Here is a 21848-nt window from a genome sequence, read left to right as displayed (position 1 = left end):
ATGGGAGGTCGTCATGTCCAAAGCGTTAACCGCGTCGGCACTGCGTGCAAAACCCTACAAAACACCGCTGTCCCGTGAGCAGATTCGCGGGTTCTGGGCGGTCTACCTGGGCTGGGTGCTGGACGGTGTGGATTCCGTCATTTTCGCCCTGGTGCTGATCCCGGCCCTCACCGAACTGCTGCCCCACTCCGGCCTGGAACCCACCGCCGCGAATATCGCCATGTATGGTTCGATCATGTTCGGCCTGTTCCTGGTCGGCTGGGGCCTGTCGTTTATCTGGGGGCCGCTGGCGGATCGCTTTGGGCGGGTCAAGGTACTGGCGGCGAGCATCCTGGTGTACTCGTTGTTCACTGGCGCGGCGGCGTTTTCCGACAACATCTGGCAATTGGCGATTTTTCGCTTGATCGCCGGCATCGGCGTGGGCGGTGAATGGGCGCTGGCTGGCACCTACGTCGCCGAAAGCTGGCCCGAAGACCGCCGCAAGATGGGCGCCGGTTACCTGCAAACCGGCTATTACCTGGGCTTTTTCATCGCCGCGCTGCTCAACTACACCGTGGGCGCCGCCTATGGTTGGCGGGTGATGTTCCTGTGTGGGCTGTTTCCAGCGGTAGTCGCGGTGTACACCGCGCTGAAGGTCAAAGAGCCACAGCGCCAAATGGCAAAGACAGGTCCGCGTACGCCATGGTGGGAGATCTTCGCGCCGGCCTTTCGCCGCCGGACCTTGACCAGTTCAGCCCTGGTTGGCGTAGCGATCGTCGGCCTGTGGGCCGGGTCGGTGTACGAAGCCACCGCCGTGGTCACTCTGGCGACCCGCGCCGGTATCGACCACGTCGGCGCGGTGCACTTGGCCTCCATCGGCGCGGCGGTGCTGTCCCTGAGTACTATCCTCGGCTGCCTGGTGGCGCCGTGGCTGGCGGAACGGGTGGGTCGACGCAAGGCACTGGGCATCTACTTCAGTGGCATGGCGGCGGCCATCGTATTTGCCTTCGGCTGGGTGTTTTACCTGGATGACGGACTGCATTTGTTCATGGTGTCGCTGGTGTTCCTGGGGTTCTTCGGCGGCAACTTCGCGATCTTTTCCCTGTGGTTGCCCGAGCAATACCCTACGCGCATCCGCGCCACTGCCTTTGCGTTCAATGCCTCAGTGGGGCGGTTTATCGGTGCTGGGGTCAACTTCCTGCTGGCGGCGGCCATTCATGGGTATGGCTCCATCGGCACACCGATTGCCTGGACAGCGGCCGCCTTTGTGCTGGGCGTGTTGATCCTGCCGTTTGCCGTTGAAACCCGCGACCAGACATTGCCGCAATAACTTCGTTGGAGACGCCCATGCAAGCGCTGCAAGGTATCAAGATCATCGACCTCAGCCGTGCCCTGTCCGGCCCGTTCTGCACCATGGTGCTGGCCGACCTCGGCGCCGATGTGATCAAGGTGGAACCCGGCCCAACCGGTGATATGAGCCGCACCTGGGGGCCTTTCGACCGGGGCGTGAGCACCTATTATTTGTCGTGCAACCGTAACAAGCGCGGGTTGTGCGTGGACTTTCGCAACCCCAGGGGCCTGGACACGATCCAGCAACTGATCGACGACGCCGACGTGGTCATCGAGAACTTCAAGCCCGGCACCCTGGAGAGCATGGGCTTGGGTTATGAGGTGTTGAGCGCGCGCAACCCGCGGCTGATCCTGGGCAGTATCAATGCCTTCGGCAGCGACGGCCCGATGAGCAGTTGGCCGGGCTTCGACCAGATCGCCCAGGGCTATTCCGGGCTGATGAGCCTCACCGGTTTCAGCGACGGCGACCCTACCCGCACCGGCACCGCCATCGGTGACTTGACCTCGGGCATGTGGCTGGTGACGGCGGTACTCGCCGCCCTGCTGGAGCGTGAGCGCAGCGGGCGCGGGCAACACGTCAACACTTCGCTGCTGGCCAGCCTCGTCGGCTTGCTCAGCGTGCACGGCCAACGCTACTTGAGCCTGGGCGACGTGCCCCGGCGCACCGGCAATGCCCATTCAGTGATTGCGCCTTATGGTGTGTTCCAGACCCTGGATGGCCCGCTGAACCTGGCACCGATCACCTCGGCCATGTGGGGCCGCCTGTGCGTGTTGCTGGACTTGCCCGAGCTGCCGGATGACCCGCGCTTTGCCAGCAACGAAGCCCGGGTGGAGCGCCGCGAGGAATTGAAAGCCATCCTGGAAAGCCGCCTGAAAACCCGCAGCAAGCGCGACTGGACCGAACGCTTTATCGCCGCCGGCCTGCCCGCCGGCCCCATCAATACCTTGGACGAAGTGTTCGCCGACCCGCAGGTGCTGCACAGCCGGTTGACCCAAACCGTGGAGCATCCCACCCTTGGCGGATTGCGCCAGGTGGTAACGCCGGTCTTCAGCGAAGCGCAGTCGGCCAGTGCACAACGGCCGCCGCCGTTGCTCGGCGAGCACAGCATCGAAGTGTTGCGCCAGGCCGGCTTTGCCGAAGCCGCGATCCAGGCATTGCTCAACGCCAACGTCGTCACCCAGGCCCCCGAACTCGAACGCCACACAGGAACCGCATCATGACGGTCAACGTATCCATCACACACATCGACACCCGTATTGCGCGCCTGACTTTCAGTAACCCCAGCCAGCGCAATGCCCTCTGCGCGCAACTGCTCGACAGCCTGGACGAAAGCCTGGTCGCCCTCGCCGCCCAGCGCGTCGGCGTAGTGATCCTCGGCGCCGAGGTCGGCCAGAGCGTCTGGAGCGCCGGCCACGATATCGGCGAAGTGGCCCGCGACCGCGATCCTGTGGCCTACGGTAAGCCGCTGGAACAAGTGCTGCGGCGTATCCGCGCCTACCCGGGCGTGGTGATCGCGGCGATTTCCGGCTCGGCCTGGGGCGGCGCCGTGGACCTGGCCATGAGCTGCGACATGGTGGTGGCCGACCCCAGCGCCAGCTTCGCCATGACCCCGGCCAATATCGGCCTGCCCTACACCACCAGTGGTCTGCTGCGCTTCTTCAACAACCTGCCGATTCATGTGCTCAAGGAGATGTTTTTCTGCGCACAGAAACTCGATGCCGAACGCGCCGAACGCTTTGGCGTGATCAACCGTCTGGTGCCCACCGATGCCCTGGAGGCCACCGCCGTGGACATCGCCCGAGGCATCGCCGCCAAGGCGCCGCTGGCGATCCAGGCGGTCAAGGAGCAACTGCGTATCCTCGAAGACCTGCAGCCAATGCCGGTGCAAGCCATGGAACAGATCGCCGAGCTACGCCGCCAGGCCTGCGCGAGTGCGGATTTTGGTGAAGGGTTGGCGGCCTTTGCCGAGCGGCGCCCGCCGGTCTTTGAAGGCCGTTGACGGAATTTTCATCTTTGGCGCTCTATGCTGCGACCCTTCGTTGGGGAGTAACCGGCTTCTGACCCGCTCAGAAGCGTTCGTATCAACATATTCGGCAACCTGCCGTGGTACGAACACCGTTGTGGTTGGTGAGACCAGCGACACATCCATGCCTGTAGTCGGGCGTGTGGGCGTGTCGTTGACTCATGCAGCCCGACTGGAAGCCTGACCGTGAACCCCATTTCCCTGATTCTTCTGGCCTTCGCCATGTCTACGGATGCCTTCGCCGCAGCTATCGGCAAAGGCTCCAGCCTGCACAAACCACGCTTTACCGAAGCCCTGCGCGCCGGCTTGATCTTCGGCGTGATCGAAGCCATCACGCCAATGATCGGCTGGGCCATCGGCCACGCCGCCACCCGCTGGGTGGAAGCCTGGGACCACTGGATCGCCTTTACCCTGCTGGTCGCACTGGGCCTGCACATGATCTACAACGGGCTCAAGGCCGATGATGACGAGGTGGAAAAACCGACCCAGCATTCCTTCATGATCCTGGCGGTCACGGCATTTGCCACCAGCATCGATGCGCTGGCGGTGGGCGTGGGCCTGGCGTTTGTCGACGTGAATATCCTGGTGGCCGCCGCCGCCATTGGTCTGGCGACCATGACCATGGTGACCATCGGCATGATGCTTGGCCGGGTGCTGGGCACGGTGGTGGGCAAACGTGCGGAGATGGTGGGCGGTGTGGTGTTGATGCTGGTGGGTGCGACGATTCTCTACGAGCACCTGTCGGCCTGAATGTGAGAGGGGGCTTGCCCCCGATAGCAGTGTGTCAGCCAAGTAGTTGTTGACTGATCCAGCGTCATCGGGAGCAAGCCCCCTCCCACATTGGGTTTACAGTGTTTTCAGGCGGCGTGGTTTTGCTTCTTCAAGCTATCCATATCGATCACGAACCGATACTTCACATCGCCCTTGAGCATGCGCTCATAGGCTTCATTGATGCCCTGGATATCGATCATCTCGATGTCCGAGACAATCTTGTGCCTGGCGCAGAAGTCCAGCATGTCCTGGGTTTCCTGGATACCGCCGATCAACGAGCCGGCCAGGCTGCGGCGCTTGAAGATCAGGTTGAACACCGCAGGCGATGGGTGCGGGCTGTCGGGCGCGCCCACCAGGGTCATGGTGCCGTCGCGTTTGAGCAGGCTGATGAAGGCATCCAGGTCATGTGGCGCGGCGACGGTGTTGAGGATGAAGTCCAGGCTGTTGGCGACCTTGGCCATCTCGTCCGGGTTCTTCGACACCACCACATGGTCGGCCCCCAGGCGCAGGCCGTCTTCGCGCTTGTTGGGCGAGGTGGTAAACAGTGTGACATGCGCGCCCATGGCATGGGCGATCTTCACCGCCATATGACCAAGACCGCCCAGGCCAACCACGCCGACTTTCTTGCCGGGGCCGACCTTCCAATGATGCAACGGTGAGTAGGTGGTGATGCCCGCGCACAACAGCGGTGCCACAGCCGCCAGGTTGGCATCGCCGTGGGAGATTCGCAGCACGAACTTTTCCTTGACCACAATGTTGTCCGAGTAGCCACCGAAGGTATTCTCGCCACCAAATACCGGGCCGTTGTAGGTGCCGGTAAAACCGTTTTCGCAATACTGCTCCTCGCCCTCGGCGCAGGATGCACAGTGCTGGCAGCTGTCGACCATACAACCGACACCGGCCAGATCGCCGACTTTGAACTTCTGTACATTGGCGCCTACCGCTGTCACACGGCCGACAATTTCATGGCCGGGCACCGACGGGTAAAGTGTGTTGTGCCACTCGTTGCGCGCGGTGTGCAGATCGGAGTGGCACACGCCGCAGTAGAGAATATCGATCTGCACGTCATCCGCCCCTGGCGCACGACGTTCGAAGGTGAAAGGCTTGAGTGAATCCTTGGAATCCCGCGCGGCGTAGCTGTAAGTCTTGGCCATTTGGTTCACCTGTTGATCTGACGGTTGAAGTCAGTGGACCAGCATAGACGCGCCACCGTTCAAACGCGTTCATCCGCACAGACCCTTCGTCCGGTTTAGCCTAGAATGCCCCTGAACCGACGAGCGCACGGCACAGTCCCAACCCATAGGCTCATCGCTACAGGAATGCTCACATGACACTGCCTCAAACAATGACCCTGATCGAAATCACCACACCCGGTGGCCCTGAAGTCCTGCAACCGCGTCAAGCCGACGTACCCGTGGCGGGTCCCGGCGAGATCCTGATCCGCGTGCATGCCGCCGGGGTCAACCGCCCCGACGCCTTGCAACGTGCCGGCAGGTACCCGATGAAACCCGGCATGAGCCCGATTCCCGGGCTGGAAGTGGCGGGTGAAGTGGTTGCATTGGGCGATGGCGTGAATGAATACGCCCTCGGCGACAAGGTCTGTGCCCTGACCAACGGTGGTGGCTACGCGCAGTATTGCGCGGTGCCTGCCAGCCAGGCGCTGCCGGTTCCTGAGGGTATGGACTGGATTCATGCGGCCGCTATCCCCGAGACCTTCTTCACGGTCTGGGCCAACCTGTTTGGCCTGGGCGGTGCCCAAAAAGGCCAGCGCGCATTGATCCACGGCGGCACCAGCGGCATCGGGACGACCGCGTTGATGCTGTGCCGCGAATTCGGCATCCAAGCCTTCGCCACCGCCGGCAGTGCCGACAAATGCGCGGCCATCGCCGGGCTCGGAGCCGAGGCGATCAATTATCGCGAGCAGGATTTCGCCCAGGTCATCGCCGAAAAAACCGGCGGCCAAGGGGTGAATGTGGTGCTCGACATCATGGGGGCCTCCTACCTCAACAACAACCTCAAGGCCCTGGCGATGGAAGGCCACTTGGTGATGCTCGGCTTCCTCGGCGGCGGCAAGGCCCATGACGTTGACCTGCTGACCATCATGTCCAAGCGCGCCAACATCACCGGCTCACTGTTGCGTTCGCGCACCAAGGACGAGAAAGCCGCCATCGCCAACCAGTTGCGCGAACACGTGTGGCCGGTGCTGTCAGCCGGGCGTTGCACGCCGATGATCGACCAGGTGTTTGATTACACCGAGGCTGACAAGGCCCATGCGCGGATGGAGGGTGGGGATCATATTGGCAAGATTGTATTGCGGGTGGTATGACGCGTCAGTATCCCGCTTCTCGTTGATGTCGGAAGGCCAATACATACACCACCGACTCTGCGGGGATAAAGCGGTATAACGCCACATAGCCGGCGTCACCAAAAGCGATGACCAACTCTCGTAATTCAGGTAGTTCGTCATAGGGCCGGCCAATGTTGGGATCAGCCTCCAAGCGCAGCAATTGGCTATTGATTATTTGAGCAGCCCTACGCGCCACGTGTTGATCTTTCTCTGTCAAAAAGCGCCGACAACGTTCCAGCCCTGCCAGTGCCGACGCCGTGATGATCAATCGTGGCACTTGGGTGGCTCCGATTCTTGATCAGTTCCCCAAGTATCAAGCCAGGCCCGAGTCTCGGAACCGGTCAAGTGCAGACCGGTTTCCTGATAGCTTTTCCAGGAAGACAACGCCTCCTGCTTGAAACTCTCACGCGCTTCTTCTCGCTCGACGTATTGAGAGAGCGCTTCACGCATGATCCAGTGGGCTGTACGTTGCCGAGCACCAGCGAGCAACTGAATACGATGTTTCAAGTCATCGTCAATTTTGATGGACGTGGCCATGGTGCATACCCTCCGTTATTCATAGGTATTACCTTTTGATACGTTAGCAAGCGCGACTTGGCCTGTCTATTTCCGTTATCAGGACCTGACGACGTGCATGCGCCTCAGGGCTGAATGCATATAACCCTCAGATCAGCCAATCAATACTTTCAGTTCAGTGCGTCGGCAGAAAACGTCAACAGGCGTTCAATGCAGCGCCACCCGCGTGATCAGGTAGTTCACCAAGTGCGGATCATCGTCCAGCTCAACCGTCTGCACTGGGCGCGGCAGGTTATCCAGCACCGTACGCCAGAACGCCTGGGACGCTTCATCCTGGTCATAGAAACGCACCAGCCAATTGCTCTCGCCGCTGCACAGCACCTGGGAGGCGATGGCGCGGCCGATGCCTTTGCGGCGGTAGCGCTTGAGGATGAACAGGTCGGCCAGTTCCAGGGCGTCGATGCCCGGCAGCTCACTGCCTTCGATCAACAGGAAACCGGCGATGTAACCCTCCACCAGCAGCAGGTTGGCGCTCCACTGCGGGTCTTGCCAGTAACGGGCCAAGTGTTCGTCGTGGATGTAGAAACGGCCATCCACTTCGACATCTTCCTGTTCCCAGTCGGAGGACTCGTAGGCGTAGTACTGGTAGAGATTGCGGATCAACTCGGCGTCTTCAGGGCCGGTCTGGATCAATTCGACGGTGGTTTCAGGCATGAGGTTCTCAGTGAAAAAACGCAGGGCGCCATTGTTCACAAAACCCTGGGACAGGCCAATACATTGCCCAACCTTTCTGTTTGCTGAACCGGTTGCGTATTTATCCTGCCCTGGCCAAAATCCTGAAACATTTAGAATAAACTTTGTCTGCTCCCCTCCTTTCCCTCAAGGATATCTATCTTGACAAACGTCTGTACCGCCGGCCTGGATGTGGGTTTCGCCTCCCTGGATTACCTGCAGATCTTCATCCTGGGTGTGATCCAGGGCATCACCGAACTCTTGCCAGTGTCATCTACCGCTCACATGCGTGTAGTACCTGCCTTGCTGGGCTGGCAAGACCCCGGCTCGGCGTTCTCTGCGGCGATGCAGTTGGCGGCGCTGGCTGCGGTGGTCAGTTACTTCTGGCGCGATGTCCGCCAGGTGACCACCGGCAGCATCAGTGCGGTACGCCGGGGTGACTACAGTGACCGTTGGTTCAAGCTGGCGGTAGCGATCGTGCTGGCGACCATCCCGATTGGCATCGCTGGCCTGGCGCTGTCTTCCACCCTGAACGCCTGCAACTCGCCGTTGCGCGGCCTGATGGTGATCGGTATTTCCTGCGTGGTGATGGCTGTGTTGTTGGCGCTGGCCGAAGTACGCGCCCGCCATACCCGGGAAGTCAGCGAAATGCGCCTGCGTGATGCGTTGATCGTCGGTGTTGCGCAGATTGGCGCATTGATTCCGGGCGTCTCGCGTTCGGGCTCCACCCTGACCGCCGCACTGTTCCTCAACTTCAAGCGTGAAGAAGCCGCACGCTTTTCCTTCCTGTTGGGTCTGCCGGCCATCGCCCTCGCCGGTTTGAAAGAACTGTGGGTGCTGCTGCATGCCGAGATGCCGGCCCATGCCTGGTCACACCTGATCTTCGGCCTGGTGGTTGCCAGTGTGTCGGCGTTCTTTGCGATCTGGGGCCTGATGAAGTTCCTGGAGCGGTTCTCCACCTGGCCGTTCGTGATCTACCGCGCGCTGTTGGGTGTGTTCCTGATTGTGGCGGTCAGTACTGGGCTCTTGAGCTGACACACAATCAAATGTGGGAGGAAGCTTGCCCCTCTCCCACATTTGACTGTGTTGTCTTATAGCCCACCGCTTCGGTCGGCCAGCTCTTCGAGCAGGTCGGCTGAGGGCACGAAAAACAGGCCACCGGTGACGGCGGTGCTAAAGTCCAGCAAACGGTCGTAATTACCCACGGGACGACCGACGAACATGTTTTCCAGCATCAGTTCCAGTGGCTGCGGCGAGCGTGCATAGCCGATAAAGTAGGTGCCGAACTCCCCGGCGCCCGGGCGGCCGAAGGGCATGTTATCGCGCAGGATCTTCACTTCTTCGCCGTTCTCGTCAGTGATCACGGTCAACGCACTATGGGAGTTGGTGGGCTTGGTCTCGTCATCCAGCTCGATGTCCGACAGCTTGGTACGCCCGATCACCTTCTCCTGAGCTTCCACCGTCAAGCCATTCCAGGCCGCCATGTTGTGCAGGTATTTCTGCACCAGCACGTAGCTGCCGCCGCTGAAATCCGGGTCTTCGTCGCCAACAATCGTGAACGCCTCGGCCTTGCGCCCCACCGGGTTTTCGGTGCCGTCGACAAACCCGATGATGCTGCGCATATCGAAGTAGCGGAAACCCTGGACCTCATCCACCACTTTCACGCTGTCGCCTAGGGCCGCGATCAGTTGGGTGGCGAGTTCGAAGCACAGGTCCATCTGGTCGGCGCGGATATGCAGCAGGATATCGCCCGGCGTGGACACCGCCTTGCGCCCTTCCACACCGAACTCGCGAAACGGATGCAGGGCCGCCGGGCGAGGCGCGCCGAAGAGCCGGTCCCACGCCTGCGAGCCAAACCCGCACACACACGAGAGATTACCCGACGGCACACGCTTGCCCACCGAGCGCACCAGGCCGGCGATGTCCGCGCACCAGGCACGCACCGTGTCGACATTACCGGGTGCCAGGGTGGCGACCATGAAAATCGCGCTGCTGGTGATCGGGTGGCAAACGGACTGCGGCTCTAGGGGCGGCTGTACAGGGCAGGTCTTCATGATGGTGATCCACAGGCTAAGAATGGAGTGAACCCGCGCAGATTAGCAGATCATGTCTGACTTTCAGTCCAGATCACTCGCATCATGCCGCTCAGGCAACTGCTCGGCAGGCTCGCCCGAAACCCGATTCACCCGCCGCCCGCGCTGCACCGCAGGCCTCGCCTCAATGGCGTCAGCCCAACGCTGTACATGCTTGTACTCATGCACCGACAAAAATTCTGCCGCGCCATATAACCGACCTTTGACCAAACCACCGTACCAAGGCCAGATCGCAATGTCGGCGATGGTGTACTCATCGCCGGCAATGTACTCGCTCACCGCCAGACGCTGATCCAATACATCCAGCTGACGCTTGGTTTCCATGGCGAACCGGTTAATCGCATATTCCATCTTGCTCGGCGCATACGCATAGAAGTGCCCGAAGCCCCCGCCCAGATAAGGCGCGCTGCCCATCTGCCAAAACAACCACGACAAGCATTCCGCCCGAGCCGCAGGCTCAGTGGGGAAAAACGCGCCGAACTTCTCCGCCAGGTACTGCAGGATCGCCCCCGACTCAAACACCCGGATCGGCGTAGCACCACTGCGATCCATCAAGGCCGGGATCTTGGAGTTCGGGTTGACCGCCACGAAGCCACTGCCGAACTGGTCGCCGTCGCCGATCTTGATCAGCCACGCGTCGTATTCAGCGCCGGCATGCCCCAAGGCCAACAGTTCTTCCAGCAGGATCGTGACCTTCTGCCCATTGGGCGTGGCCAGGGAATACAGCTGCAACGGGTGCTTGCCTACCGGCAGTTCCTTATCGTGGGTGGCACCGGCGATGGGCCGGTTGATGCTGGCAAAAGTGCCGCCATTTTCGGTGTCCCAGGTCCAGACTTTCGCAGGTACGTAATCGGTCATGCTGAGTGCTCCAGAGGCGCTTGCGATCAACGAAGCGCTCCAGACTAAACCAAAGGTTGATGGTTCGTCACACAGTGAATGCCACCGCCGCCCGCCGCGATCGCGTCGATATTGAGCTGCACCACCTTGCGGTTCGGATAGAGCCGCGACAGCAGGTCCAAGGCCTTGCGATCCGCCACCGGATCACCGAATTCAGGCGCGATCACTGCGCCGTTGATCACGAAATAATTGATGTAGCCGGCGGCGAAGTCCTCGTTGCCTCGGCTGAATTTGCTTTTGCGCGGGTTCAGCGGCGGCGACACCGTGTGCACCTGCAGCGGGCGACCGTCGGCGTCGGTGGCGTTCTTGAGGATTTCAAGATGCGCCAGTGTGACCTTGTGGTCGTAGGACTCAGGGTCGGTGTCGAGGTTGGCGAGCACCACGCCAGGGGACACAAAGCGCGCATAGAAGTCGACATGGGCGTCGGTGATGTCTTTGCCCTTGATGCCCGGCAGCCAAATGATCTTGCGCAGGCCCAGGCGCTCCTTGAGCTCGGCTTCGACGTCGGCCTTGCTCCAATCGGGGTTGCGGTTACGGTTGATCCAACTGCTTTCGGTCATGATGCCGGTGCCCAGGCCGTCGACCTCGATGCCACCGCCCTCGCCCACCAGCTCGCTGCGGATATGGCGGGCACCGGTTTCTTCGGCAATCTGCTCGGCCAGCAAGGCATCTTCGGCGTGCTGCTGTTTATTGCCCCAGCCGTTGAAGTTGAAGTCCACCGCACCCTGGCCGCCCGTGCCGTCGATGACGAAATTGGCGCCGGTGTCGCGCATCCAGATATCGTCCAGCTCGGTTTCCACAAACGTGATATTGCGCGTGCCACAGTGCTGTTCGGCCAGGGCGCGCTCGTCTTCGCGGCAGAACACCGTGACCGGTTCATACTCGGCAATCGCCCGGGCGATCCGGCCCAGGGCGGCTTGAACGTCGGCGGTAAAGTCTTCCCAGATGGCGTCCTGGGCGCCAAAGGCGATAAACGCCTGGCGATGTCTTTCGCCCTCGTCGGGCATGTAGAAACGGCCTTTGACGGCGGCGCGTACGTGGGTGGTGAGCATTGTCATGGCGCAGACCACACTGGCTTGTTTGAGGAAGGTTCGACGGGTTGGCATATCTGTCTCTCGGTACGGTGTTGAGCCGAAACTACCCCTGTAGCCACAGGGTGCATTACGTTCGGTTTATTTGACGGTTGCAGTTTTGAATTTAGTCCATACACGCATCCGTGCGCGCATTTCGGCCTGGGGAATGTCCTTGCCGGCAATCAGTCGCTCAAAGGTCGTCGCCTCCGGGTATATATCGGGGTTGTCGCGCATGTGCGCTTCCACCGACGGGCGGGCCTTGGCGTTGGCCGTGGGGTAACCGGTGAAGTTGCTGATGGCGGCCATGTTCTCGGGGCGCATCACGAAATTGATGAACGCGTAGGCATATTCCGGGTGCTGCGCGTCGACGGGAATGGCCATGGTGTCCATCCACACCGTCGTGCCCTCGCGCGGGATGTGATACCCGAAGGTCACCCGCTTGCCCGCCGCATCGGCGGCGCGCTGGGCCTGGGTCATATCGCCGCTGTAGCCGAGGGACAGGCACAGGTCGCCGTTGACCAGGTCGGTCACCGGCTGCGACTGGAACTTGCGGATGTATGGCCGCAGCTTGAGCAACAGCTCGCTGGCGGCGGCCAGGTCTTCGCGCTTGGCGCTGCGCGGGTCGCGCCCCAGGTAGTTGAGCACCACGGCCAGCACTTCGTCCGGTGAGTCGATCAGCGAGATACCGCAGTCGGCAAACTTGGCGGCATTCTCCGGTTTGAACAGCAAATCCAGGCTGTTGACCGGCGCATTCGGCAACCGCTGCTCGATCTTCTGGGTGTTGTAGGTCAAGCCGATGGTGCCCCAAGTGTAGGGCACCGTGGCTTTGTTCGAGTTGACGTAGTGGCTGCGCAGTTGCTGCAGGCCCGGTTCGATATCGTTTAGCGCGGTGAGCTTGGCGGGGTCCAACGGCTGCAGGCTACCGGCGCGCATCAGGCGCTCGGCCACGGTGTCGCCGGGAAAGATCAGGTCGTAGCCACTGCCGCCAGCCATCAACTTGGCTTCCAGGGTTTCGCTGCCGTCCATTACGTCATAGATCACTTGGATGCCGGTTTCGGCGGTGAATCTGGACAGGGTGTCAGCCGCGAAATAATCCGCCCAGTTGTACAGCTTGAGGGTTTTATCATCGGCCGAGGCGCAGGTGGCACTGAGCACCAGGGTGCAGATCAGGAGTCGTTTCATGATGGGCGACCGTCCAGCGTCAGCAGCGCGCCGTACATGTCCGGACGACGATCACGGAAGATGCCCCACGTCAGGCGCTCTTCGCGCATCGCCGACAGGTCCAGGCTGTGCACCCATACGCCAGTGGAGTCGCGGTCAGCCTCGGCCAACAGCTTGCCTTTGTGGTCGCAGATAAACGACGAACCGTAAAAGTCCATTTGCAGCTCGGCATCGCTGGTCGCCACTTCGCGCCCGACCCGATTGGCCGCCACCACCGGCAGGATGTTCGCTGCGGCATGGCCGCGCATGGTCATCTGCCAGTGGTCACGGGAGTCGAGGGTGGCACAGCCCGGCTCCGAACCGATGGCGGTGGGAAACAGCAGCACTTCGGCGCCCTGCAAAGCCAGGCAGCGGGCGGTCTCGGGGAACCACTGGTCCCAGCAGATGCCGATACCCAGGCGTCCGAACGCCGTGTCCCACACGCGAAAACCGGTGTCGCCGGGGCTGAAATACTCTTTCTCCTGGTAGCCAATAGCATTGGGTATATGAGTTTTGCGGTACACACCCAACAACTGTCCGTCGGCATCGGCCACGCTCAGGGAGTTGAAGAAGGCATTGCCGGCTTTTTCGAACCAGCTCAATGGCAACACCACACCCAACTCCTTGGCCAGGGCGGCGAAGCGTTTGAGCACAGCGCTGTGTCGATATTCCTCGGCCAGTGCCAGGTGCTTGTGCTGCTGCTCGATGCAGAAATACGGAGTGGCGAACAACTCTTGCAGGAGGATGACTTGGGCGCCCTGCGCCGCCGCTTCACGCACAAGTTGCTCGGCGCGATCGAGGTTGCCGGGCAAGTCCCAGGTGCATGGCATCTGCGTGGTGGCAATCGTCAGCAGGCTCATAGCGCGACTCCTTCTGGTTGTTGCTGGGTGATGCAATGCACCCCGCCGCCGCCGTGGGCCAGATGGTTGATCTGCACCGGTACGATTTCCCGTCCAGGAAACGCCTGGGCCAATACCTCGGCAGCGACCTGGTCGGCGGCGATGCCATAGGCCGGCATGATGATTGCGCCGTTGGCGATATAGAAGTTGGTGTAGGAGGCGCAGAACACCTCGGCCTCGGTGTCGACCGCGTCGCTGGCCTCATACAATTCAAGCATTTCAAAGCGACGCCCCTTGGCGTCGGTGGCCAACTCGAGGGCGCGACGGTTCTCGCGCACGACTTCGGCATACACCGAGCCTTGGTCGCGGGTCGCATCCACCAACAGCACGCCGGGGCGCGCGAAGGCACACACACCATCGACATGGCCGTCGGTCATGTCACCGGTGACGTAATCCGGGTCGCCGGGCAGCCAGATGGTTTTCTTGATACCCAACAGGCGCGTGAAGATGTCCTCGATGTCAGCCTTGGTCATGCCGGGGTTACGGTTGGGGTTGAGCAACACCGATTCGGTGGTGATCAAGGTGCCCTCGCCGTCCACGTGAATCGCGCCACCTTCATTGCTCAACGGTGTGCCGAAACACTCCAGCTCGAGGTGATTGAGCACCCGCCGCGCCAGGCTTTCATCCAGGTCATGGGCGGACTTGCCGCCCCAGGCGTTGAAACGCCAGCTCACCCCGGCCAGCCCCTGTTGCGGGTGGCAGATGAAAGTCGGGCCGGAGTCGCGGCACCAGCTGTCGTTGACAGCCTGCTCGATCAGCTCGACCCGTGGCCCACACAGCGCCCGCGCACTGGCCAGGGCCGACGGATCGACGATCATCTTCACCGGTTCGAAGCGTGCGATGGCGTTGGCCACCCGGGCGAAATCCTGCTGCACCTGGGGCAAGGTCACGCCCCAAGTGGTCTCCCACAATGCCTGGTTGTGGGGCCAGACCATCCAGGTCGCCGCATGTCGAGTCCACTCCGCGGGCATCCACCAACCATTGCTTGAATGTTCATTACGCTGCATGACAAGTACCTTTGAGTTAAGTCATTGTGTTCAGTGAAAACTGCCCACGGAGTCTTGGCATGCATGCTACGGTGGTTTAAAACACCAAACAAACGATGGATTTTGTAGAAAATTGATTAGAGGAGCTTATCAGCATGCTTAATCACTGGCCGCCCCTCGGTACCCTGCGCGGCTTTGAAGCCGCCGCCCGGCTGGGCAGTTTCCACAAGGCCGCCGAAGAACTGCACCTGACCCAATCGGCGATCAGCCAACAGATCCGCAGCCTGGAGGCGTACCTGGAGCAGCCGCTGTTCTTCCGCAGCGGGCGCAGCGTGAGCCTCACCGACGCCGGTCATGACTTCCTCAGCACCACCCAGGCGCTGTTGCAGCAATTGGCGGTGGGCGTGCGTCGGCTGGGGCAGTACCGCAAGCCCAATCAACTGGTGCTCAACACCACGCCAACCTTTGCCCGCCATTGGCTGCTGCCCCGGCTTGCGGATTTCCGCCAACAGCATCCGGAGGTCGACCTGTGGATCTTCAGCACCGATGAAGTGCCCGATATGGCCAGCCAGACCATCGACCTGGCGGTGCGCGACGACATCAGCTCCCAGGCCGAATGCAGCTTCAAGGTGTTGCATGCCGACCGACTGTTTCCGGCCTGTCATCCCAAGGTGTTGCAGCAACCCATCGACCAGCGCACTACCTTGCATGGCGAACGGGAAATGGACTGGAGCCATTGGGCGGTCGAAGCCGGGATCGATGTGGGCCAGCAGGGTCAGGGGCTGAATTTTTCCGACCCTGGCCTGTTGCTGGATGCGGTGTGCGCCGGGTTGGGCATTGGTCTGGTCAGCCAATTGCTCAGTCACCAGGCCCAGGCGGACGGATTGCTATCGCCGCTGGTCGAGGCCACTATTCGCGGGCCCAGTTGGGCGTTGTTGACCCATCGTGACAGTGAGAACGACCCTATGGCGCGCCGTTTCACCGCGTGGTTGCTGGCCCATTTGCAGGTGGGTCCGGCATGAGCGATCACCTTGAGGACATCCTCGCCGAGCAACTGGCCGTGGTGTTCTGCGGCATCAACCCCGGCAAAGGCTCCGCCGCCCTCGGCCAGCACTTTGCCAACCGCAGCAACCGCTTCTGGCGCACGCTGCACCTGGCAGGTTTCACGCCCCATGAGATTCGCCCCGAAGACGGCCCCACGTTGTTGCAGTACCGCTGCGGCCTGACCACGCTGGTGGAACGGCCGACAGCGAGTGCAGGTGAGCTGGCGCGGCATGAGTTCATGGATGCGGCGGCGGCGTTCGAACACAAAATCCGCGCCTGTCGACCGCGCTATGTGGCATTTCTCAGCAAGGCCGGTTACAGCGCGCTGTCCGGCCATAAGCAGATAGCTTGGGGGCTGCAACCGCAGCTACTGGGTAACGCCTCGGTGTGGGTACTGCCCAACCCCAGTGGGCGCAACCTGGCGTTCAGCCTGGATCAGTTGGTACACGCCTACCGGGAGTTGCGTGAGGTCATTGCACACGCCGATCCGGAGCCCTTACTCTCTTGAGCCCAACACCCTGAGAGCAATGGAGGCTTCATGAAACTGATCGGCATGCTGGACTCGCCCTACGTACGCCGCGTGGCCATTTCCCTGGACCTTTATGGGATGGACTTCGTCCATGAACCGCTCTCGGTGTTCCGCTCCTACAGCGAATTTTCCAAGATCAACCCGGTGGTCAAGGCGCCTACCCTGGTGCTGGACGATGGCACGGTGCTGATGGATTCGAGCCTGATCCTCGATTACCTGGAAGCCCTGGCCCCGGACGACAAAAAGTTGCTGCCCCCATCGCCCGCCGCCCGCGCCCGCGACCTGCAACTGCTCGGGCTGGCCCTGGCCGCCTGTGAGAAAAGCGTGCAGATCGTGTATGAGCACAACCTGCGCCCGGCCGAGAAACAACACGCGCCCTGGCTCGACCGCGTCAGCGGGCAACTGCTGGCCGCCTTTGAACTGCTCGACACACACTTGGGCCAGACCAGCGGTGACACACTCACCCAGGCTTCGCTGACAGCGGCAGTGGCCTGGTCCTTCAGCCAATTCACTGTGTCCTCAGTGGTGCAGGCCGATGCGTTTGCCAACCTGCAACGCCACGCCGAGCAGCTGGAACAGCATCCGGCGTTCAAACGCTATCCGATTGAGTAGGTTCACGGCACCGTCGCACTGGAAGGTGCGGCGACCGGCTCGTCCTCTAGGTACACACAATCCTTGCCATTGCGCTTGGCGCCATACAGGTTCTTGTCGGCACTCTTGAGCACCGTCGAAATATCCGACCCCGCTGAAAAGCGTGCCATACCTGCACTGCAGGTGTAATTGTGGGGGGCTGCGACGCTACGCCGGATCGCCTGCAACAAGCCCAGGGCGAAGTCGCAGGCGAGCGCCGCGTCATCGCCCAACCACAACACGCCGAATTCTTCACCGCCGATCCGGCCAAAACTGTGGCTGCCTTTGGCGTTTTTCAGACAGGCCGCCATGGCACACAGGATTTTGTCGCCGACATCGTGGCCGTACAGGTCATTCTTGGTCTTGAAACTGTCGATATCCAACATCAAGAAGTAGCCGCTTTGACCATCGGCGAGCAGGTGGTCGAAGCGCTGCATGAACGCGCGCCGGTTGAGGATGGAGGTCAGGTAATCGGTCTCCGCCATCACGCGGAACTCGCTTTCCACCAGCAGCACCGAGCGCAGGTTCTTCAAGTAGGAAAAGCTCAGGATAAAACCGATGGACACCGATGATACGCAAAACATCCATAGGTAGGTGTGCGCATCGGCATAGATATCCGTCTGCATCGGCGGCCACAGGATCAGCCATACCAACGTGGCGCAGATCAGATAGTCCTGGACACTGATAAACAAGATGGCGCTGCTGATGACCAGTGTGACCGCCAACGGCAAGACAAAAATGCGCAACTCGTCATGAAAGCCGATGACATAGGCAAACCCGGCCGCCAATACCACCACGTAAACCACCCCCAGCACTCGCCACAGGTGGAAGTGCTCGGTGACGTGATGAAGGCGGCAAACCACCAGTAGGCAGACACTGAGGATCAACATGACCATGTCGAACTCAACGGCCGGATGAATCATCAGCAAACCCGCCCAGGCCACAATGCCTATCCCTTCAGCCTGGGTGACCGCCGGCGAAAGCAACCGGCGCATCCGGGGCCGCAACTTCAAGTGAGCAGGCATCGTTATGCTCCCATCTCAACGGCATGCACACCTACCGCAAATGAAAAAGCCATAAACCGCCGCACCAGGCTGGCAAACCGCGGCAGTACTTCCAACCGAGTCTTGGAGTGCACTTTGAAGTAGCCCTTTTCAACGCCCTCCTGAACCACTCGGATAACGTGGGTTTTCGACACTGAAAGTTGCTTGGCCAAGGCCAGGTAGGAAGATGAACGAAACCGTGCCCGTTGATTGTCCGGCGCAAAGGCATCGTTATAAATAGCGAGCATCAACATATGCCCGGCATCTCTTTTGACCAGCCAGTAACACTCTGGCAGCAATACATCGACGGTGAGGTCGGCAGCCAGGATAACGGCGAAACCTTTGAAGTAGGTGGCCAGGAATTGTTGATCATCCAACGCGTGCAGTTGTCGGAAGATGGCCCGATCAGGAAACATCGCTGCCAATGAGTGAGTAATCGACGTCAACATCAAACGCACTTCGCGGCAGGCTTCCTCCGACGGTGAATACACCCGGAAGCGGCTGTCTTCCGGATGCGGCGCAACGTCCATGAAGCCCAGGGCGCGGAACAACAAAAAGATCGACTCCAGGCTGTTTCGCGAGCAATAGCCACGCGTCACACAAAAGGCTTTGACCTCCGACAATAATGGCAACGGCTTGCAGAAGTATTCACTCAACAAGGCAAAAGACACCATCAAACGGCTGTATTTGAGTGCGCTCTTGTAGAAAAACGGCCGTTTTGAATAGGGGCCCAACTGCACCGTGTAATGCGCCCGGATGAAACTTTCAAAATCCACATGGCGTTCGAGCTCCTGCGCCGTGTGACAGATGGCCAACTTCAACGAACTGACGTGCATGAATGAGCCCTGATCACCAACAATCTTCCACTGATCTCGGCCACGAAGTTCCGTGACCCGGTCCCAAAACAAATCACGTCGTAGAACTTCAGGTAATGGCGCTTTGCCTGATGGCGCAATGTACAGCGATTGGCCGACCAGACGTCATCACTACCAAAGTTGTTCCAAAGTCCTGATCGCCTACAAGCCAGATACTTCTTGTGACATTTTTCCTCATTCAAGCCTTGCACTTATTGAATAAGCGGCTCTAAGCGCTGAATTAGCTAACGTTTCATCGACGGCGCACGTACGAATCAAGGCACTGTCGACCATGCCCTCTGCGATACCCTCGAGAGAAATCTGCAACCCATGCAGCATGATGCTCTGGGCCTGAAGCCGGGCATCATCGCCGAGACGGTAAAAGACTATTACCGCGCACAATGTACTAACTGGTTACTTATGTTGCTAAAATCGCGTCTTTGCCTCTCACCTTCGAGCATTGATCGATATGAAACGAGCATCGCGCGCCGCTGGCGCCTCTAGATTTCTCCTGCTGGGCCTGGGCGTCATCATCGCCCTGCTCGGCGTGGCACTGGCCGTGGGCGGCGCCAAACTGGTCAGCCTGGGCGGTTCCTGGTACTTCCTGATCGGCGGCGTGGCGATGGCCGTTGCCGGGCTGCTGATCGCCCGGCGCAAACCCGCCGGCGCCTGGTTGTTCGCCACGTTCCTGGTGGGCACTGCCCTGTGGGCGATTGCGGATGTGGGCCTGGTGTTCTGGCCGCTGTTCTCGCGGGTGTTCATGTTCGCCGTGATCGGCGTGGCTGTGGCGTTGGTGTATCCACTGCTGGTGAGCCGGCCTGCACGTGGGGCCTATGGCATCGCTGCCGTGCTGGCCGTGAGCGTGGCGGTGGCGGCAGGCAACATGTTTGTCGCCCACCCAAGCGTGGCGCCAACCGGTAAAGGCCCTGGCATCACGCCGGTCGCCGCCGCCGACGCACAAAAAGACTGGGCACACTACGGCAATACCGAAGGCGGCAGCCGCTTTGCCGCGCTGGACCAGATCAACCGCGATACCGTCAACAAGCTCAAGGTGGCCTGGACCTACCACACGGGTGACGTGGCCATCAGCGACGGCAACGGTGCCGAGGACCAACTGACACCCCTGCAGATCGGCAACAAGGTGTTCATCTGCACGCCACACAACAACCTGATCGCGTTGGATGCCGACACCGGCAAAGAGCTGTGGAAGAACGAGGTCAACGCCAAATCGGCGGTATGGCAGCGCTGCCGTGGCATGGCCTATTTCGACGCCACCGCGCCGATTGCCCAACCGAGCCAGCCGAACAGTTCGCCGATCCTCGCGGCCAGCGTGCCGGCCGGTGCGCAATGCCAGCGCCGCCTGCTGACCAACACCATCGATGCGCGCCTGATCGCCGTGGATGCCGACACCGGCAAATTCTGTGAAGACTTCGGCACCCACGGACAGGTGGATCTTAAAGCCGGCCTGGGTGATGTGCCGGACAGCTACTACCAATTGTCTTCCGCGCCGTTGATGGCCGGCACCACCGTGGTGGTCGGCGGCCGCGTGGCGGATAACGTGCAGACCGACATGCCAGGCGGTGTGATCCGTGGTTTCGACGTCATCACCGGCCAAATGCGCTGGGCTTTCGATCCGGGCAACCCTGAGGACAAGAAAGCCCCGGCAGACGGCAGCACCTACGTGCGCAGCACGCCGAACAGCTGGGCGCCGATGTCCTATGACCCGCTGATGAACACCGTCTTCTTGCCGATGGGCAGCTCGTCCACCGATATCTACGGCGTGGAACGTACCCAGCTCAACCATAAGTACGGCGCCTCGGTGCTGGCGCTGGATGCCTCCACCGGCGCGGAAAAATGGGTGTACCAGACGGTCCACAACGACCTGTGGGACTTCGACCTGCCGATGCAACCCAGCCTGATCGACTTCACCCCACCGGGTGGCGACAAGGCTGTACCTGCCGTGGTAATCGGCACCAAGGCCGGACAGATCTATGTGCTCGACCGTGCCACCGGCAAACCGTTGACCGACGTCAAGGAAGTACCGGTCAAGGCCGCCAACATCCCCAACGAACCCTACTCGCTGACCCAGCCTAAATCGGTGGGCATGCCGCAGATCGGCGCGCAGACCCTGACCGAGTCGGACATGTGGGGCGCCACGCCGTACGACCAACTGCTGTGCCGCATCGACTTCAAGGGCATGCGCTACGACGGTCTGTACACCGCGCCGGGCACCGATAAATCCCTGAGCTTTCCGGGCTCCCTGGGCGGCATGAACTGGGGCAGTATTTCCACCGACCCGGTGCATGGCTTTATCTTCGTCAACGACATGCGCCTGGGCCTGTGGATCCAGATGATACCGTCGCAGAACAAGGCCCAGGCCTCGTCCGGTGGCGAAGCACTCAACACGGGCATGGGCGCCGTACCGCTCAAGGGCACTCCGTACGCTGTGAACAAAAACCGCTTCCTGTCGGTGGCCGGTATTCCGTGCCAGGCGCCGCCGTTCGGCACTCTGACCGCGATCGACATGAAGACCCAGAAAGTCGCGTGGCAAGTGCCGGTGGGTACCGTAGAAGACACCGGCCCACTGGGTATCCGCATGCACCTGCCAATCAAGATCGGCCTGCCGACCCTCGGCGGTACGCTGTCGACCCAAGGCGGCCTGATCTTCATTGCCGGCACCCAGGACTTCTACCTGCGTGCCTTCAACAGCGGCAATGGTGACGAGATCTGGAAAGCCCGCCTGCCCGTCGGCAGCCAAGGCGGCCCGATGACCTACGTGTCGCCGAAAACCGGCAAGCAGTACGTGGTCATCACCGCCGGCGGTGCGCGCCAGTCCACCGACCGTGGCGACTACGTGATCGCCTACGCCCTGCCTTAACCC

General features: G+C 60.9%; 22 protein-coding genes and 1 riboswitch. Of the genes, 10 read left to right on the top strand and 12 right to left on the bottom strand.

Features of this window, described 5'->3' with window-relative positions:
• The first annotated feature begins 13 nt into the window (after positions 1 to 13).
• The 4 genes from AC07V4_RS21130 to mntP all read left to right on the top strand — a co-directional run bounded on the left by AC07V4_RS21130 (position 14) and on the right by mntP (position 4103).
• Positions 14 to 1309 (top strand): MFS transporter, encoded by a 1296-nt coding sequence (locus AC07V4_RS21130; protein ID WP_492638012.1) that lies wholly within the window; start codon positions 14 to 16, stop codon positions 1307 to 1309.
• Positions 1310 to 1326: 17 nt separating this feature from the next.
• Positions 1327 to 2550 carry a CaiB/BaiF CoA transferase family protein gene (locus tag AC07V4_RS21125; RefSeq protein WP_492638013.1) on the top strand — a complete coding sequence of 408 codons (1224 nt, stop codon included), beginning with the start codon at positions 1327 to 1329 and terminating at the stop codon, positions 2548 to 2550.
• Positions 2547 to 3329, top strand: a complete 783-nt coding sequence (scpB, locus tag AC07V4_RS21120; RefSeq protein ID WP_492638014.1) for a methylmalonyl-CoA decarboxylase — start codon at positions 2547 to 2549, stop codon at positions 3327 to 3329. Before AC07V4_RS21125 ends, scpB begins: the two co-directional genes overlap by 4 nt.
• A 30-nt stretch (positions 3330 to 3359) precedes the next feature.
• A riboswitch (yybP-ykoY riboswitch) is annotated at positions 3360 to 3529 on the top strand.
• Between the two features lie 10 nt (positions 3530 to 3539).
• Positions 3540 to 4103 carry a manganese efflux pump MntP gene (mntP, locus tag AC07V4_RS21115; protein ID WP_492638015.1) on the top strand — a complete coding sequence of 188 codons (564 nt, stop codon included), beginning with the start codon at positions 3540 to 3542 and terminating at the stop codon, positions 4101 to 4103.
• Positions 4104 to 4210: 107 nt separating this feature from the next.
• Here the strand turns inward: mntP and AC07V4_RS21110 are convergent, their stop codons facing one another.
• Positions 4211 to 5278 carry an NAD(P)-dependent alcohol dehydrogenase gene (locus AC07V4_RS21110; protein WP_492638016.1) on the bottom strand — a complete coding sequence of 356 codons (1068 nt, stop codon included), beginning with the start codon at positions 5276 to 5278 and terminating at the stop codon, positions 4211 to 4213.
• Between the two features lie 173 nt (positions 5279 to 5451).
• Between AC07V4_RS21110 and AC07V4_RS21105 the strand changes: the two genes are divergently transcribed.
• Positions 5452 to 6450, top strand: coding sequence for an NAD(P)H-quinone oxidoreductase (locus tag AC07V4_RS21105; protein ID WP_492638017.1), 999 nt, complete (start codon positions 5452 to 5454; stop codon positions 6448 to 6450).
• 4 nt (positions 6451 to 6454) lie between these two features.
• On the opposite strand, the gene AC07V4_RS21100 is transcribed toward AC07V4_RS21105, so the two are convergent.
• The 3 genes from AC07V4_RS21100 to AC07V4_RS21090 all read right to left on the bottom strand — a co-directional run bounded on the left by AC07V4_RS21100 (position 6455) and on the right by AC07V4_RS21090 (position 7701).
• The gene (locus tag AC07V4_RS21100) at positions 6455 to 6748 is read right to left on the bottom strand and encodes a type II toxin-antitoxin system RelE/ParE family toxin (RefSeq protein ID WP_492638018.1); all 294 of its coding nucleotides are present in this window, start codon (positions 6746 to 6748) and stop codon (positions 6455 to 6457) included.
• Entirely contained in the window at positions 6736 to 7008 is a 273-nt protein-coding gene (locus AC07V4_RS21095) for a CopG family ribbon-helix-helix protein (protein WP_492638019.1), read from the bottom strand. Before AC07V4_RS21095 ends, AC07V4_RS21100 begins: the two co-directional genes overlap by 13 nt.
• Positions 7009 to 7194: 186 nt before the next feature.
• Positions 7195 to 7701 (bottom strand): GNAT family N-acetyltransferase, encoded by a 507-nt coding sequence (locus AC07V4_RS21090; protein WP_492638020.1) that lies wholly within the window; start codon positions 7699 to 7701, stop codon positions 7195 to 7197.
• A 180-nt stretch (positions 7702 to 7881) separates the two neighbouring features.
• Here AC07V4_RS21090 and AC07V4_RS21085 point away from each other — a divergent pair, with 180 nt between their 5' ends.
• Positions 7882 to 8754 carry an undecaprenyl-diphosphate phosphatase gene (locus AC07V4_RS21085; protein WP_431751687.1) on the top strand — a complete coding sequence of 291 codons (873 nt, stop codon included), beginning with the start codon at positions 7882 to 7884 and terminating at the stop codon, positions 8752 to 8754.
• 56 nt (positions 8755 to 8810) lie between these two features.
• On the opposite strand, the gene AC07V4_RS21080 is transcribed toward AC07V4_RS21085, so the two are convergent.
• The 6 genes from AC07V4_RS21080 to AC07V4_RS21055 form a co-directional block, all read right to left on the bottom strand.
• Positions 8811 to 9773 (bottom strand): Dyp-type peroxidase, encoded by a 963-nt coding sequence (locus tag AC07V4_RS21080; protein WP_492638021.1) that lies wholly within the window; start codon positions 9771 to 9773, stop codon positions 8811 to 8813.
• A 63-nt stretch (positions 9774 to 9836) separates the two neighbouring features.
• Positions 9837 to 10670: a glutathione-dependent disulfide-bond oxidoreductase gene (yghU, locus tag AC07V4_RS21075; RefSeq protein WP_431751690.1), complete on the bottom strand. Its 834-nt coding sequence runs from the start codon at positions 10668 to 10670 to the stop codon at positions 9837 to 9839.
• Between the two features lie 44 nt (positions 10671 to 10714).
• The gene (locus tag AC07V4_RS21070) at positions 10715 to 11815 is read right to left on the bottom strand and encodes an agmatine deiminase family protein (RefSeq protein ID WP_492638022.1); all 1101 of its coding nucleotides are present in this window, start codon (positions 11813 to 11815) and stop codon (positions 10715 to 10717) included.
• A 66-nt stretch (positions 11816 to 11881) separates the two neighbouring features.
• Positions 11882 to 12964, bottom strand: a complete 1083-nt coding sequence (locus AC07V4_RS21065; protein ID WP_492638023.1) for an extracellular solute-binding protein — start codon at positions 12962 to 12964, stop codon at positions 11882 to 11884.
• Positions 12961 to 13842: an N-carbamoylputrescine amidase gene (gene aguB / locus AC07V4_RS21060; protein WP_492638024.1), complete on the bottom strand. Its 882-nt coding sequence runs from the start codon at positions 13840 to 13842 to the stop codon at positions 12961 to 12963. The genes AC07V4_RS21065 and aguB overlap by 4 nt, the downstream gene beginning before the upstream one ends.
• On the bottom strand, positions 13839 to 14888 hold the full coding sequence (locus tag AC07V4_RS21055; RefSeq protein WP_492638025.1) for an agmatine deiminase family protein: 1050 nt from the start codon (positions 14886 to 14888) through the stop codon (positions 13839 to 13841). The genes aguB and AC07V4_RS21055 overlap by 4 nt, the downstream gene beginning before the upstream one ends.
• Before the next feature lie 134 nt (positions 14889 to 15022).
• Between AC07V4_RS21055 and AC07V4_RS21050 the strand changes: the two genes are divergently transcribed.
• From AC07V4_RS21050 to AC07V4_RS21040, 3 genes are read left to right on the top strand one after another with little or no spacing between them, the layout of a single operon-like run.
• The gene (locus AC07V4_RS21050; RefSeq protein WP_492638026.1) at positions 15023 to 15889 is read left to right on the top strand and encodes a LysR substrate-binding domain-containing protein; all 867 of its coding nucleotides are present in this window, start codon (positions 15023 to 15025) and stop codon (positions 15887 to 15889) included.
• Positions 15886 to 16419: a G/U mismatch-specific DNA glycosylase gene (mug, locus tag AC07V4_RS21045; RefSeq protein ID WP_492638027.1), complete on the top strand. Its 534-nt coding sequence runs from the start codon at positions 15886 to 15888 to the stop codon at positions 16417 to 16419. The genes AC07V4_RS21050 and mug overlap by 4 nt, the downstream gene beginning before the upstream one ends.
• Positions 16420 to 16449: 30 nt before the next feature.
• On the top strand, positions 16450 to 17052 hold the full coding sequence (locus tag AC07V4_RS21040) for a glutathione S-transferase family protein (protein WP_492638028.1): 603 nt from the start codon (positions 16450 to 16452) through the stop codon (positions 17050 to 17052).
• Positions 17053 to 17054: 2 nt separating this feature from the next.
• On the opposite strand, the gene AC07V4_RS21035 is transcribed toward AC07V4_RS21040, so the two are convergent.
• A complete protein-coding gene (locus AC07V4_RS21035; protein WP_492638029.1) occupies positions 17055 to 18095 on the bottom strand; it encodes a GGDEF domain-containing protein in 1041 nt (346 codons plus the stop codon).
• 2 nt (positions 18096 to 18097) lie between these two features.
• Positions 18098 to 18949, bottom strand: coding sequence for a P-loop NTPase family protein (locus AC07V4_RS21030; protein WP_431752633.1), 852 nt, complete (start codon positions 18947 to 18949; stop codon positions 18098 to 18100).
• 487 nt (positions 18950 to 19436) lie between these two features.
• On the opposite strand from AC07V4_RS21030, the gene AC07V4_RS21025 reads away from it, so the two are divergent.
• A complete protein-coding gene (locus AC07V4_RS21025) occupies positions 19437 to 21845 on the top strand; it encodes a glucose/quinate/shikimate family membrane-bound PQQ-dependent dehydrogenase (protein ID WP_492638030.1) in 2409 nt (802 codons plus the stop codon).
• Positions 21846 to 21848 lie beyond the last annotated feature (3 nt).

The organism is Pseudomonas sp. GW821-FHT03A09 (assembly GCF_059421065.1).
This window is presented reverse-complemented; position numbering and strand designations above follow the sequence as displayed.

What these genes read in the sequence shown, in the direction of transcription:
- AC07V4_RS21130 (WP_492638012.1), top strand. Translation starts at nt 14, where the DNA reads ATGTCCAAAGCGTTAACCGCGTCGGCACTGCGTGCAAAACCCTACAAA.
- AC07V4_RS21125 (WP_492638013.1), top strand. Translation starts at nt 1,327, where the DNA reads ATGCAAGCGCTGCAAGGTATCAAGATCATCGACCTCAGCCGTGCCCTG.
- scpB (WP_492638014.1), top strand. Translation starts at nt 2,547, where the DNA reads ATGACGGTCAACGTATCCATCACACACATCGACACCCGTATTGCGCGC.
- AC07V4_RS21110 (WP_492638016.1), bottom strand. Translation starts at nt 5,278, where the DNA reads ATGGCCAAGACTTACAGCTACGCCGCGCGGGATTCCAAGGATTCACTC.
- AC07V4_RS21105 (WP_492638017.1), top strand. Translation starts at nt 5,452, where the DNA reads ATGACACTGCCTCAAACAATGACCCTGATCGAAATCACCACACCCGGT.
- AC07V4_RS21095 (WP_492638019.1), bottom strand. Translation starts at nt 7,008, where the DNA reads ATGGCCACGTCCATCAAAATTGACGATGACTTGAAACATCGTATTCAG.
- AC07V4_RS21090 (WP_492638020.1), bottom strand. Translation starts at nt 7,701, where the DNA reads ATGCCTGAAACCACCGTCGAATTGATCCAGACCGGCCCTGAAGACGCC.
- AC07V4_RS21080 (WP_492638021.1), bottom strand. Translation starts at nt 9,773, where the DNA reads ATGAAGACCTGCCCTGTACAGCCGCCCCTAGAGCCGCAGTCCGTTTGC.
- yghU (WP_431751690.1), bottom strand. Translation starts at nt 10,670, where the DNA reads ATGACCGATTACGTACCTGCGAAAGTCTGGACCTGGGACACCGAAAAT.
- AC07V4_RS21070 (WP_492638022.1), bottom strand. Translation starts at nt 11,815, where the DNA reads ATGCCAACCCGTCGAACCTTCCTCAAACAAGCCAGTGTGGTCTGCGCC.
- AC07V4_RS21065 (WP_492638023.1), bottom strand. Translation starts at nt 12,964, where the DNA reads ATGAAACGACTCCTGATCTGCACCCTGGTGCTCAGTGCCACCTGCGCC.
- aguB (WP_492638024.1), bottom strand. Translation starts at nt 13,842, where the DNA reads ATGAGCCTGCTGACGATTGCCACCACGCAGATGCCATGCACCTGGGAC.
- AC07V4_RS21055 (WP_492638025.1), bottom strand. Translation starts at nt 14,888, where the DNA reads ATGCAGCGTAATGAACATTCAAGCAATGGTTGGTGGATGCCCGCGGAG.
- AC07V4_RS21050 (WP_492638026.1), top strand. Translation starts at nt 15,023, where the DNA reads ATGCTTAATCACTGGCCGCCCCTCGGTACCCTGCGCGGCTTTGAAGCC.
- mug (WP_492638027.1), top strand. Translation starts at nt 15,886, where the DNA reads ATGAGCGATCACCTTGAGGACATCCTCGCCGAGCAACTGGCCGTGGTG.
- AC07V4_RS21040 (WP_492638028.1), top strand. Translation starts at nt 16,450, where the DNA reads ATGAAACTGATCGGCATGCTGGACTCGCCCTACGTACGCCGCGTGGCC.
- AC07V4_RS21035 (WP_492638029.1), bottom strand. Translation starts at nt 18,095, where the DNA reads ATGCCTGCTCACTTGAAGTTGCGGCCCCGGATGCGCCGGTTGCTTTCG.
- AC07V4_RS21030 (WP_431752633.1), bottom strand. Translation starts at nt 18,949, where the DNA reads ATGCACGTCAGTTCGTTGAAGTTGGCCATCTGTCACACGGCGCAGGAG.
- AC07V4_RS21025 (WP_492638030.1), top strand. Translation starts at nt 19,437, where the DNA reads ATGAAACGAGCATCGCGCGCCGCTGGCGCCTCTAGATTTCTCCTGCTG.